This is a genomic window from Deltaproteobacteria bacterium, assembly GCA_019309045.1.
GTDB lineage: Bacteria > Desulfobacterota > Syntrophobacteria > BM002 > BM002 > JAFDGZ01.
In genome coordinates, this window is record JAFDGZ010000002.1 from 52,600 (window position 1) to 64,847 (window position 12,248).

Consider the following 12,248-nt stretch of genomic DNA (forward strand, 5'->3'; position numbering starts at 1 on the left):
CATGAGCACCGAACAGTTGCAGCAGATCGTAACCCGGGTCATCAGCAAGTTGGTCTCACGGCTCGAAGCAGGTGCCCAACAGGCCAGGGTGATTGCCGTGTTCAGCGCTGCTACGGTCAATTTCGAAGAGGCCATCCAGCAGGTGCTGTTGCTGCCTCTAGCCGGTTATGGCGTGGAAGTGGCCCTGTCAGCCGCAGCAGAACAACTTTACGGCGGGGTGCTGCGCAAGCAGCTGGCAGGACTTCCACTGTTCGGCTGGATTGAGCCCGGAGAGTGGCTCGTTGCTCTGAGAAGGGCTCGTGCTGTTGTAGTTCCCCTGCTCAGTGTGAACACTCTCTCCAAGGTGTGCCTGCTGGTAGCTGATTCTCTGGCAAGCAATCTCATCCTGCATGGTTTGTTTATGGGAAAAGAGGTCATTGCCGCCCGCAACGGCGCTGACCCCTTGAGCCAGGGTCGCCAGCTGCTCGGTTTCGCCGGGGGGACTGCAGCACTTGAGCAGGCCTTGCAGGAACGGTTGCAGACAATTGCAGACTACGGCTGCTATTTGACTGATATGCAGGAGCTCACAGCAACGGTTGCTGCAGTGCTTGGCAGCGTTGGCAAGTCGAGTTCTGCAAGAAGAGCCCCGGGAACATTTGCTGCGGGGCACAATTATGCCAGGAGGATCATATGTGCCAGCGACATTCTGCGGGCGCATCGCCAGGGTGAGGGTCTGTTGCTGGCAGGGGCATCACTGCTTACTCCCCTGGCTCGCGATCTGGCAAAAAGATACGGCATAGCCCTGGAAGACGACCTATAAATTAGCACTTTTATTGAAAGGGAAGCACCATGTTGATTGCCCGAGTAATAGGAACGGTGGTCGCCACCCGTAAACACGAGCGGTTGGTGGGCAGCAAGATACAGATAGTTCAACCCCTGGAACCCAGGACCCAGCGTGAAAAAGATGCTCCCTTTGTGGCGGTAGACGCCGTAGGCGCTGGTGTTGGTGAGCAGGTGGTAGTGGTCCTCGGCAGTGGTGCTCGGCAGGCACTGGACAACGAGCTGTGCCCGGTGGATGCTACCATCATTGGCATAGTCGATGAAATAGACGTGCAAAAAGGATAATGACCGTTTCCAGGAAGAACCACGGCAATGAAAATTTATAGCGGACGCGGAGATGGAGGACAGAGTCGTCTCCTGAGCGGCGAAAGGGTAGAAAAGGATGATCCCCGGCTCAAGACATTCGGGGCCCTGGATGAACTCCAGAGCCACCTGGGGATGGCCCGGGCCATGACCAGGCAGGAGTTTCTGCGCCGCATTCTTTATGCTGTCCAGCAGGATACATTTGTGGCGAGCTCTGAGATTGCCTCCACTGGGGCTGCTCTTTCGAAGTTAGATAGGCGTCTGCAGGAGGTTGATATTGCCAAAGTGGAGAACTGGATCGATGAATTAACAGCGAGTTATGGTCTGCCCCGCGGTTTTGTGGTGCCGGGCAGGTCGCAGGACAGTGCCGCCGTCCATGTGGCCAGGGCTGTGTGCCGACGCTGTGAACGGTTGATCCTCGTGCTGAACCGGCAGGAGAGCGGTCTCTATGGCAGATTGCTGGTCTATTACAACCGCCTCAGCGACCTGCTTTTTGTCCTGGCATGGGTCCTGGAACTGAGAGCCATTGTCGAAGAGGCAGTGCGAAGCGTACTCGAGGTGAAGTCGGCGGAGGGCCACTGATTATGAAGATCTCCTATCCACTGGCAGCTACTCTGGCAGCAATTGCTGAAGCGGCAGCTCAGGCTGTGGGCGTGCCCATGGTAATTGCTCTGGTGGACAGCGAAGGCTCTCTGCTCTTTTTTGGCCGCATGGACGGCTCCCTACCTGTAAGTATTGAACTGGCTGTGGGCAAGGCATATACCGCTGCTGCCCTGCGTCTGGCCACCCAGGAGGTGGGCAAACTCGCCCAGCCCGGCAAAGCGCTCTATGGTATCCAGCACAGCCACAGCAAGAGAATTGTCCTGTTCGGGGGCGGTCTGCCTCTGCGATTAAAGGGCAAGGTGGTTGGAGGGGTTGGCATCAGCGGCGGTACGGTTGAGGAGGATATCCAGGTTGCCGAGGCTGTGGTCAGAGCGCTGGAACAAATGGAGTCATTGTCTGAGCAATTAAAACCGGTGCTGGCAACGGCGGCCTACGGAATTGACACCATTGCGGAACTTTCGCAGAGAATCGAGGCGGAACTGCGCCGGTTGGATCTTACTCAGGCGGCTGGGAATGTTTCCCTATTGAAAGGAGCAGTACTGCTGGCCTTCGAGGGGCGCACCTGACAGTTGCTGGCAAACCTGATGTAGGTATGGCTCCACGAGGGTCCACAAAGCTCGACGAAGAGGGGGAGTGCAATGTCGGTCAACAAGGAAATAATTGCCGACTTGGTGAAACAGGTTATAGCCGAGCTCACAAAGGACGGAGAATCTCAGAGGCAGTCCGACCACTCTGGTCTTGCCGATACAGTTGAAGCCGCGGTAGTGGGCGCGGTGGCAGCCCAGAAAAGTCTCATTGCCCTGTCTCTCGAGAAGCGCAATGAGATTATTGCTGCCATGCGGCAGGCAGCCCTGGAAAATAATGAACAGCTTGCCGCCATGGCAGTAGAGGAAACTGGAATTGGCCGCTATGAAGACAAAGTCAGAGAGAACATTCTATGTGCCACCAAGACTCCGGGCACTGAGGATATTCGCCCCCAGGCGCTGAGCGGCGATGATGGTTTGATGCTTCTGGAGTTTGCCCCGGTGGGTGTCATTGGCGCCCTGACTCCCATCACCAATCCTACTGGAACAATCATCAACAACAGTATCGGCATGATAGCCGCCGGCAATGCTGTGGTCTTCAATCCTCATCCCACAGCGACCAAAACCAGTACTAGGATGATTCAAATACTCCATCAGGCCGTAGTGACTGCTGGGGGCCCTGCTGGTCTGATTTCCTCTGTGCGCAAACCAACCTTGGACACGGCAAAGCAAATTATTGAGCACCCCAAAGTCAACATGCTGGTGGCCACAGGCGGCAGGCCGGTAGTGAAAGTAGTGCTCAGCTCTGGCAAGAAGGCCATTGGTGCCGGCGCCGGCAATCCACCGGCACTAGTGGACGAGACAGCACATATTCGCAGAGCTGCCCGCTGTATTGTTGATGGGGCCAGCATCAACAACAACGTCTTTTGCACCTCTGAAAAAGAAGTGATAGTCGTGGACGAAGTGGCCAATTCACTGATCAAGTTCATGCAGGAAACCGGCAAGGTCTATCTGCTCGATGCGGAGGAGGCCAGCAGAGTGACGGATCTTGTGGTCACTCCTGAGGGCAAGGTCAATGTTGCCTACATAGGCAAAAACGTGCAGGTCATATTGCGCCAGATTGGCATTGAATTGGGCGAGGAATACCGCCTGGCCATTTTCGAGGCCGCCAAGGATCATCCCCTGGTATGGCTGGAACAGATGATGCCCATTATGCCCATAGTGCGCGTCCAGGATGTCCAGGAAGGAATCAGTTTCGCCGTAGAGGTGGAGCAGGGGAACAGGCATACTGCCATTATGCATTCAACAAACGTGGACAATATGACTGCCTTTGCCCGGGCTGTGCAGACGACCATATTCGTAAAAAATGGACCTTCCTTTGCTGGAATAGGCCTCGGAGGAGAGGGACATACTGCCTTTACTATTGCCGGGCCCACAGGAGAGGGATTGACCTCTGCACGAACGTTCACTCGCCAGCGGCGCTGTACGCTGGTAGAGGGTTTCAGGATTATTTGAACAGGGCCCAGGAGGAAACCGATGAACATTAATCTTGAGCTGGCCCTGGAATTGATAGCTAGGGCCAGGGAAAAGGCCGGCGAGATTGGCGTGCCCATGGTAATAGCTGTGGTTGATGGCGGCGGCAATGTGGTGGCGCTGCAGCGCATGGACGGGGCTCTGCTGGTGAGCATAGACATTGCCATCAACAAGGCTTACACGGCTGTGGCAGTGAAGATCGCCACCGGGGAGCTGGCGGGGTTGGCTCAGCCGACGCAGCCGCTCTTTGGCATTCACAATGCTGACGGCGGCCGCATCATTATTTTCGGGGGCGGTCTTCCGTTGAAGCGCGGCCAGGAGATCATCGGCGGCATTGGTGTCAGCGGTGGTAGCGTGGAGCAGGACGTGCTATGCGCCGAAGCTGCTATCGAATATCTAGCGAGCTTGCCAGAGAGTTGAGTTATGAGAACAGAACTGATTCGCTCACCTACTGCAGCCTTCCTGCAGATGCTGCTGAACAACATAAGGCCGCAGGAACGCAAAAAAATCGAGGGGACGCGTTGGGGTGCGGTTGGCCTAGTGCAGGCCAGACTCATAGAGCTATACTGGGCGGCAGATGTGGCTGAGAAGGCGAGCAACGTGGTGCCGGTGCTGGTCTTGGGCAACTGCCCACAGCATATTCAGATGTTGGCAATTTTTGGACAACAGGCGGCAGTGCGGACCGCCCTGGATAAGATTCAGGAAAGTCGGCGCGAATAGGATATAGCGGGCCGATAGCAGCGATAGAATTGGCGGTGGACATGAAGGTTTCAATCATAGGTGGCGGTGGGCGAGTGGGAGCCTGTGCAGCTTATGCGTTGCAGTGTGCTGGCATCGTATCTGAGATCATCTTGAATGACATTATGGAGGAGCTGGTTGAGGGAGAGGCCCTAGACCTGCTGCATGGCAGCGCTCTCCTGCACGACCAGCGCATAGGGGTGGCAGAGATGCCTGCTGCGGCTCAGGCCGAGATCATTATCATCACCGCCGGCCTGCGCCGAAAACCAGAGGAGTCGAGGCTGGATCTCATCAACAGGAACGTATCGTTGTTTCTCTCCATTTTGCAGGAGCTGAAAGAGGCACCTCTGCAAAAGGAGACCATACTGCTGGTAATCTCCAATCCGGTGGACATTCTCACGCATCTGGCTGTTGAGCGCAGCGGTCTGCCTTCACAGCAAATCATCGGCCTTGGCACCTTGCTAGATACCTCACGATTCTCTTCCCTGATTGCCGCTGCCATCAAGGCGGCACCCACCCAGGTGAAAGGCTTGATTCTAGGTGAGCACGGCGATTCCATGGTGCCGATCTGGTCCTCGGCAACCTGGAACGGCATTTCCCTGGACAATTACCCTGAGCTCAGCGCAGCCAGGAAAAATGAAATTTTCCAGCGCACCCGCCAGAGTGGGGCCGAAATGATCCGCTTGAAAGGTGGAGCAGGCTGGGCTGTGGGCACTGCCATAGCCACTCTGGTCCACTCCATTGCTCTGGACCAGAGGAAGGCCCTTCCTGTGAGTTCTCTGCAGACAGGCACATACGGCCTGCAGGGTGTCTGCCTCAGTGTGCCCACTGTGGTGGGGCGATGTGGTGTGGTGAGCCACCTCGAAGTGGAACTCTGGCCTCGCGAGATTCAGGCATTGAAACGCTCCGCCAAGACCTTGCAGAAGACTCTTGCAGACATTGAGAGTTAGTTCTGCAAGATATGAACCTTGCCGAGATAGCGGTATTACAGGCAGCCTAGAGGAGAGACCTCCTGTTCTATTCATTGTGGTACAAACAAATAAGTTGAGCCTTGTTGGCCAGAAAATTGACGAGTAGCGCGAGGATCGTCCTCTAGCGGACCTGGAAGTGGTCTAGTTGTTATTGCCTGACAAGCAGTCTGTGGGGAGTCATGACATGTGTACTCGGGGTACGAGTCCGGGTTTGGGCACGGCCAGAAAGAACGCGCCTTCTTTCATTTATGAGATATTGCACGGAGAAGCAAAACAGCTCTCCGGGCGAACTGAACACCACAGGCAAAAGATGTGGAAAAACATAGCCGTTGATCAACATATCCCCACAGAGGCCCTGGATGGCCTGGACAAGATCGAAGAGATTGAACTGCGATCCTCTTGTGAGGGTTCTGGGCCAGAACGACCAACTTTTCTCATTGTCCGTTTTAGAAGTGAGGAGGATTTGCAGAAGATTGCCGATTTTGTCCAGGGAATGAACGCCTTCGAGGATATCAGGTGTGGTGCGGAACGGGGCAATATGGGAATATATAGAATTGGTATAACAGCGCCCCTATGGTATGAAAAAGACAAGAGAGCCTTCGAGAAGTGGTGGTTAGAACTGCCGGTCAAGATCCAGGTGGTGCTGGCTGTTATTGAGAGTCTCTCGGAATAAGAGTCCCCACAGGCGGCTACATTCGAGAACTGCTGGTGCAGGAACACCCGAAGGATAGGCAAGGTGATATGTCGAGCAATATTCAATCAAAAAGGTGGCGTGGGTAAATCAACCATTGCGTGTAACCTGGCTGCCATGAGCGCCTGTGACAACAAACGAACTCTGGTGGTGGATCTTGATCCTCAGGGCAATTCCACCCAGTACCTGCTGGGAGTCCAGATGCAGGCCGCGGAAAGCACGCTGGTGCAGTACTTTGAGGAACACCTTTACCTGACGGTCAACCCAAAGGGTCTGGAGGCCTGTATTCGACAGACGCCTTTCCCCCGACTGGATATCGTAGCTTCACATGCAGATCTGGAACATCTGGCCGAAAAACTGGAGACGCGCCGCAAGGTATATGTCCTGAAGCAAGCGCTGCAGTCATTGACCGATTATGACTGCGTTTACATTGATACGCCACCGGCTCTGAATTTTTATACGCGGGCAGCGCTGACAGCCGCCCACAGATGTCTGATCCCATTCGATTGCGACTACCTGGCTCGGCATACTCTTGCGAAACTGCTTGGCTACATCGAGCAGGTCCAGAATGATCATAATCAAGATCTGCAGTTGGAGGGCATTGTGGTCAACCAGTTCCAGGTGAGAGCAAAACTGCCGCAAAGAATTGTTGGTGAACTGCAGCAGCAAGGTCTGCCAATTCTGTCAACCTACTTGTCTGCGTCGATCAAAATCCGTGAATCTCGGGAAAAATCCACGCCCATGATATTTCTAGACCCACGCCACAAACTTACCAAAGAATTGCAGGCTCTATATCAGTTGTTGAACACTTCGTACTAGGCAGCGGCGAGTTTTTCCAGTTCTGCATCGTAATGCTCTATCATGCTTTGCCAGGAAAACCTTTCCATGTGAGAGGCAAGAGACTTCCTGGCCTGCTCAAAGCTAGTTGGCTGTTGCAGAACAGCAGCAAGCAAGTTCAGCAAGTCTTGTTCGCTACTGTAGAGACACTGCCGGTGGAACCGCCGCGGAATGAGCTCTGGATAAGAGAGCCTGTTTGGCAGCACCGGATAGCAGCCATAGCGAATCGCCTCCACCACTGAAATACCGAAGTTTTCCTGCAAGGCGGTACTCACCACGACTGTTCCTTTCTTGAGCCAATTTATATATTCGCTTTTGGAGGAGACATAGCCGTACTGCACAATGCGGCCGTCAAATTTCTCTCTGGCTTCGAGGAATTCTCTGGGCACAGTCTGGAAATTTTCTCCCAGCAGTGCCAGGCGGAATTCTATGCCGCTGTCTTGCAGGGCAGACAGTGTGCAAAAAAACATTTGCGGGTCCTTGTCAAACTCCCACCTGTGGTTCCAGATGATGAGAGGCGGCCTGCTGTAGTCCCAGGGTTGAAGATCAGGCGGCCCAGCAGGATAACGGCAGCCAGGATAGAGAAGAGCCGCCTTGGAGCGGATTTCCGTCACAACCCACGGTGTGCGGTATTCGGGCATCATCTTGATAAAATGGGAGAGGAGTTCGAAAAATGCCTCCATATGGCTCTGCGAATTGAAGAGGATTCGTTGAGCAGCAAGAGCAGTAGTGATGTTAGTGAAGCCGAATTGGTAGTCCAACCGTTCTCCGGGAGGCAGGGGATAGGAGAGCTGATTTTCGTGAAAGTAAACCAGGGCCTTGGGGCAGGCATCCCCCCAGATTGCCCTGAGATCAGCAAGACTCATGAGGTCTGTGAGGAGCAGGCCTGCGTAGGCAGCAGGATTGTCGACTTTGCGGGCAAAGTGGAGTGCAGCGCCGCGCATTCGCCACTTCCAGAAGCGAGCTGGCAGGGTCAAGAGCTGGAGGTGGTGACTGGAGTGGCTCAGCAAACCGTCAGCAAAATCCCGATGGGAGCCGCCATAAAAAGGTTCGAGGAAGAGAAACTTCATAACTGATCTCCCGACAAGCATGGTGGAGCCAGCTGTCTTGCCTGGGTTGCCTGCTCGCTGGTTGTTGTGCCTGAGCGCTTATGGAAATTTTCCTGAGAACAGTTGTTTGCAAAATGCTTGAGTCCTGAAGGAAATTCGGCTAATTTATATAATAATAGTTTACGTTTTTCCAGCAAATGCCACTACCTCCACCGTGGGGTGACCGGCTGTCTGTCCAAAAGACCGGTCAGCAAAGTGATCTGCTGCACTTCCTGCTTTTTGCCAAGGGAGGAACTGCTGCCTTTTCGAACCTGCTTGTTTCATGAACCAGCATGGTGTGACGTGGACATGGGTGGGGTCCAGGGACTCCGTGCAGTGCCACAGCAGGAATGAATCTCAGAGCATGGGCAAAGCGTGAGTGCGGTGGCTGTGGCGAGGAGCCCCGGCAAAAATCCACCCGTGGACGGCCAGCTGCCAGCGCCGCTTCCAGCCTGCAGGTCAGCAGACAGAGACTGCTACCTGGTGACAAGGACGCTTTTGACTGGTGTCTTAGGCGTGCCTGGGCAGATTCATGAAATATCCAGGCAAGGCGAGGCAACGGCGAAGTCATAGTTGTTCACCAGTGCTCGCTTTTGGGTCAAATCACTGCCTTGAGTTGTAATGCTGTGCACAGGAGAGAGGGGATCTGCGGATGGGAGCGGTGAGAATAGCAATTGTGGGAGTCGGGAATTGTGCCAGTGCCTTGATTCAGGGGACCCACTATTACAGGAATAAAGGAAGCAGTGAAGCCATTGGCCTGATGCACTGGGAAATCGGCGGCTACCGGCCTTTTGACATCGAGGTTGTGGCTGCTTTTGATATTGACAAGAGAAAAGTGGGCCAGGACGTGGCAGAGGCAATTTTTGCCCCACCAAACTGCACCACACTCTTTTGCGCAGACATTCCTCGCAGTGGTGTCAAGGTGAATATGGGCCTAATTCTTGATGGACTTTCGGCTCATATGCGGGACTATGAGCCAAGATACACCTTTGTCCCTGCCTCTGAACCGCAGCCGGATCAGCAGGAAGTGGTCCAAGTTCTCAAGGATTCCGGCACAGAGATACTTCTCAACTATCTGCCGGTGGGATCCGAGAATGCCAGCAAGTTTTATGCAGAGTGTGCCCTGCAGGCGGGAGCTGCCATGGTGAACAACATGCCGGTGTTCATCGCCAGCAACCCGGAGTGGGCCAGACGGTTTGCCGAGAGGCAGCTGCCCATCATTGGCGATGACATCAAGTCGCAGTTAGGGGCTACCATTACACATCGCATTCTGACGGATCTGTTCAGGAAGCGAGGTGTGAAGCTCGAGCGCACCTATCAACTGAACACCGGGGGCAATACTGATTTCTTGAACATGCTCAATCGAAGTCGGCTCATGTCCAAGAAGGAGTCCAAAACAGAAGCAGTCCAGGCTGTTGCAGGCCAGCGCCTGGACCCGGCCAACATCCATATCGGCCCGAGTGATTATGTTGCCTGGCAGAAAGACAACAAGGTATGCTTCATTCGCATGGAGGGCAGGCTCTTCGGCGACGTAGCCATGCATCTGGAGCTGCGGCTTTCCGTGGAAGACTCGCCAAACTCGGCAGGCGTGGGAATTGATGCCATCAGGTGCTGCAAACTCGCCCTGGACAGAGGCCAGGGCGGCGTACTGTACGGCCCTGCCGCCTACTTCATGAAACATCCCCCCAGACAGTATTCGGATGATGAGGCCTGCCGACTTACGGAACTTTTCATCAAGGGAATAGAAGCAGAAGAGGCCGACGCCTGGGGTGAAGGTGATGAGGGCCTTGCAAGCCGGAGCGCGGCTCGGATACAGTAACCTGGTGGTTGGCGGCACATTTTACTGCCGGAACTCGGCTTATTAGGAAGTATGGCCAGGTTGCTGCCTGCCTCTAATGCCGGCAGTGTTTTGATCTATCCAGTCCAGATAAGGCTGGCTTCCTGCAACTATTGGTAGAGCAATGATCTCCGGCACCTCGTACGGGTGGATTGCCTTTATTCGGCGCTGCAATGCTGCAAAGAGCTCCTGGCGCGTCTTCATCATGCAAAGGACTTCGGAATCATCCTCTATTTCTCCCTGCCACCAGTAAATTGATCTGATCTCCGGGGTAATGTTTACACAGGCCACTAAACGTTCCTCCACCAGTGTTCTGGCGATCCCGGGAGCCTGTTGGGCGGGTGTGGTTACGAAGACGACAATGTGATTGGCCATGGGTCCTCCTTTCCGCTCCTGCGCCTGTGAAAGCGCTGTCCTGGCATATTTTGCTCTGCTTGGATGGAAGCCTCTCGAGCAAGAGAAGCAATTGTTTGCCATCCAGCCGATGCTCCGCTGCTGTGGCGCTCAGATGTCAGGACGAAATGCAGCTATATAGCCTGTAAGTTCCACATATCCTGCACCTGTGACAGGCTTGCCGGCCAAGGTGCCCGTGACCTTGACGCTTCCCTCCCAGTAGGTGACCAGAGTACTTGTCGCGGTGGTGAGCTCCTGATTCTTGACGGTGGGCAGCAGGGTCAGCTGCAGCCTCTGGTGGGGCAGCTGCAGTAGCCAGCCGGAGGGATAAACAGCGCCGCTCTCCTTGCTGTGCCAGGTGCCGAGCTTTTTCACCTGGAGTGATGCCAGGGGGAGGTGCTCAAACTGAGAGTTCTGATAGATGATAGTGCCGCTAGAATTTGGGTCAGGCGTGCCATTGCGGTGGCGAATGATATAGAGCATGAGTTCGACGTTGTTGTCGAGCTGCACGCTGAACCAGTCCCAGCCCACCTGATATTCACGGAGTTGATTGGAGCCAAACTCGTGGTCCATCCAGGCGATTCCATTGACCGCATACCTCTTGCCTTGCCAGCTGAGTGTGCCGGCAGCCTGCAGCCGGGGAATAGAATAATAATACGAAGCATAGCCTTCTCCGGCAGCTTTCTGGCTCAAGCCCTGCTCGCCATGGAGTATCGGCGGCTTGAGCGGCTGCAGTCGGAGATCAATGCTCATATCATCATCTCCCGCTTGCAGCTGGTGTACACCGTCTCGGAGCTCACTGCTCCAGTCGGCAATCCAGACCCGGTAGCGCTGCGGGTCTGTCCCAGCCAGGCCTAGAGATCCTCTGCTCACTTTCTCCAGAAAGCGAAAAGAGGCCTGCTGCTCGTCTGTGATGGCAAAATGGGCAAAATATATAGTGTGCAAGCTCCAGCGAGAGCGAGCCTTGCTCTCGGATGGGCGGAGGGCGTGACGAAAAAAGGTAAGCTGAAAGCCAAAGGTGCGCTGCTTGTGGCTGGTGAGATGTCCAGTGTAGTACCACCACTCGGTGCGAAATTCCGGGTGGGCCGCATGATCGGCAGGAAAGCTGAAGCGATAGCCCGGCAGCGCTCTTTTGAAGTGGCTGCGGCCGCTTAGATCCTTTGCTGCTGGAGCTGCCAGGGCGAAGCTGCAGGCCGTGATGACAGGAAAAAACCAGCCCAGCAAGAGGGCGACAGCAAAGCGACATTTTCTCATTGGCACTCCTTGTCCCTGTTCAATCTGACATAATGCCGAAGGTGCGGTTCCGGCCGTATTTTGTTCGCAGCTCGCTCCTGTGTGGGACTACCTGGTAGCGCACCAGGTAGTTCTTGAATCTTTCAAACTGCAAGGCGCCCTTGCAGTAGGCGCGACGGAAGTCTTTCATTTGCAGGAGATGTAGAATAAAGCTCAAATGGCCAGAACAGCCGTGGCAGTCCAGTTCCTGCAAAGCCTTTACCGTGTCTTTGACAAAATCGAGTGCGGCTCGGTGGATGACAGGACCGTGTTCGCCGCACCTTTTCACTGAATAGAGCCGGCGGCAGCTGAAAGGACGCACAGGGTAGATGGTGCATGATAATTCATCGTCCAGAAAGGCGCAGCGGGCAAAAACCCGCTGTAATTTTTCCTGACGGTTCCTTTTCAGTTTGCGGTCTATTTCCGCTCTAGCCTTTGGCTGCCAACCCCTTAGATGACTTCTGATGAGCATGCCTTCCAGGGTAGTGGCGTCCACAGTTCCCACGTTGATGCAGCAGTAGGCACAGCCCAAGCGGCATACCGCCTGGGCTCGATACGGGGCAATTTTGTCTTCAAATTCCTGGTAAATCTGCAGCAGACTTTCTTGCATATCAGCTAGGTTCATGGAGAACATCCTTG

15 protein-coding genes are annotated in these 12,248 nt (G+C 54.7%); 11 read left to right on the forward strand and 4 right to left on the reverse strand.

What is annotated here, in order from left to right; translation table 11 throughout:
- Position 1: 1 nt before the first annotated feature.
- The 10 genes from JRI89_00870 (at position 2) to JRI89_00915 (ending at position 7,001) form a co-directional block, all read left to right on the forward strand.
- On the forward strand, positions 2 to 799 hold the full coding sequence (locus JRI89_00870) for a hypothetical protein (protein MBW2069784.1): 798 nt from the start codon (positions 2 to 4) through the stop codon (positions 797 to 799).
- A gap of 29 nt (positions 800 to 828) precedes the next feature.
- Positions 829 to 1,104, forward strand: a complete 276-nt coding sequence (locus tag JRI89_00875; protein MBW2069785.1) for a EutN/CcmL family microcompartment protein — start codon at positions 829 to 831, stop codon at positions 1,102 to 1,104.
- 27 nt (positions 1,105 to 1,131) lie between these two features.
- Complete coding sequence (locus tag JRI89_00880; GenBank protein MBW2069786.1) at positions 1,132 to 1,704, forward strand: cob(I)yrinic acid a,c-diamide adenosyltransferase; 573 nt, start codon at positions 1,132 to 1,134, stop codon at positions 1,702 to 1,704.
- Between the two features lie 2 nt (positions 1,705 to 1,706).
- Positions 1,707 to 2,291 carry a heme-binding protein gene (locus JRI89_00885; GenBank protein MBW2069787.1) on the forward strand — a complete coding sequence of 195 codons (585 nt, stop codon included), beginning with the start codon at positions 1,707 to 1,709 and terminating at the stop codon, positions 2,289 to 2,291.
- A gap of 72 nt (positions 2,292 to 2,363) precedes the next feature.
- Complete coding sequence (locus JRI89_00890; protein MBW2069788.1) at positions 2,364 to 3,764, forward strand: aldehyde dehydrogenase EutE; 1,401 nt, start codon at positions 2,364 to 2,366, stop codon at positions 3,762 to 3,764.
- Positions 3,765 to 3,785: 21 nt separating this feature from the next.
- Positions 3,786 to 4,202 carry a heme-binding protein gene (locus tag JRI89_00895; GenBank protein MBW2069789.1) on the forward strand — a complete coding sequence of 139 codons (417 nt, stop codon included), beginning with the start codon at positions 3,786 to 3,788 and terminating at the stop codon, positions 4,200 to 4,202.
- A 3-nt stretch (positions 4,203 to 4,205) separates the two neighbouring features.
- Positions 4,206 to 4,502 (forward strand): hypothetical protein, encoded by a 297-nt coding sequence (locus tag JRI89_00900; GenBank protein ID MBW2069790.1) that lies wholly within the window; start codon positions 4,206 to 4,208, stop codon positions 4,500 to 4,502.
- A gap of 41 nt (positions 4,503 to 4,543) precedes the next feature.
- Complete coding sequence (locus tag JRI89_00905; GenBank protein MBW2069791.1) at positions 4,544 to 5,470, forward strand: lactate/malate dehydrogenase family protein; 927 nt, start codon at positions 4,544 to 4,546, stop codon at positions 5,468 to 5,470.
- 205 nt (positions 5,471 to 5,675) lie between these two features.
- Positions 5,676 to 6,164 (forward strand): hypothetical protein, encoded by a 489-nt coding sequence (locus JRI89_00910; GenBank protein ID MBW2069792.1) that lies wholly within the window; start codon positions 5,676 to 5,678, stop codon positions 6,162 to 6,164.
- Positions 6,165 to 6,230: 66 nt separating this feature from the next.
- Complete coding sequence (locus JRI89_00915; protein ID MBW2069793.1) at positions 6,231 to 7,001, forward strand: ParA family protein; 771 nt, start codon at positions 6,231 to 6,233, stop codon at positions 6,999 to 7,001.
- Here the strand turns inward: JRI89_00915 and JRI89_00920 are convergent.
- Complete coding sequence (locus JRI89_00920) at positions 6,998 to 8,089, reverse strand: DUF3524 domain-containing protein (GenBank protein ID MBW2069794.1); 1,092 nt, start codon at positions 8,087 to 8,089, stop codon at positions 6,998 to 7,000. The genes JRI89_00915 and JRI89_00920 overlap by 4 nt on opposite strands.
- 670 nt (positions 8,090 to 8,759) lie before the next feature.
- Between JRI89_00920 and JRI89_00925 the strand changes: the two genes are divergently transcribed.
- Entirely contained in the window at positions 8,760 to 9,926 is a 1,167-nt protein-coding gene (locus JRI89_00925; protein ID MBW2069795.1) for an inositol-3-phosphate synthase, read from the forward strand.
- 42 nt (positions 9,927 to 9,968) lie between these two features.
- Here the strand turns inward: JRI89_00925 and JRI89_00930 are convergent, their stop codons facing one another.
- The 3 genes from JRI89_00930 to JRI89_00940 all read right to left on the reverse strand — a co-directional run bounded on the left by JRI89_00930 (position 9,969) and on the right by JRI89_00940 (position 12,234).
- Positions 9,969 to 10,319 carry a divalent-cation tolerance protein CutA gene (locus JRI89_00930; protein MBW2069796.1) on the reverse strand — a complete coding sequence of 117 codons (351 nt, stop codon included), beginning with the start codon at positions 10,317 to 10,319 and terminating at the stop codon, positions 9,969 to 9,971.
- A 129-nt stretch (positions 10,320 to 10,448) separates the two neighbouring features.
- On the reverse strand, positions 10,449 to 11,591 hold the full coding sequence (locus JRI89_00935) for a carotenoid 1,2-hydratase (GenBank protein ID MBW2069797.1): 1,143 nt from the start codon (positions 11,589 to 11,591) through the stop codon (positions 10,449 to 10,451).
- Positions 11,592 to 11,610: 19 nt separating this feature from the next.
- A complete protein-coding gene (locus JRI89_00940) occupies positions 11,611 to 12,234 on the reverse strand; it encodes a YkgJ family cysteine cluster protein (GenBank protein ID MBW2069798.1) in 624 nt (207 codons plus the stop codon).
- Positions 12,235 to 12,248 lie beyond the last annotated feature (14 nt).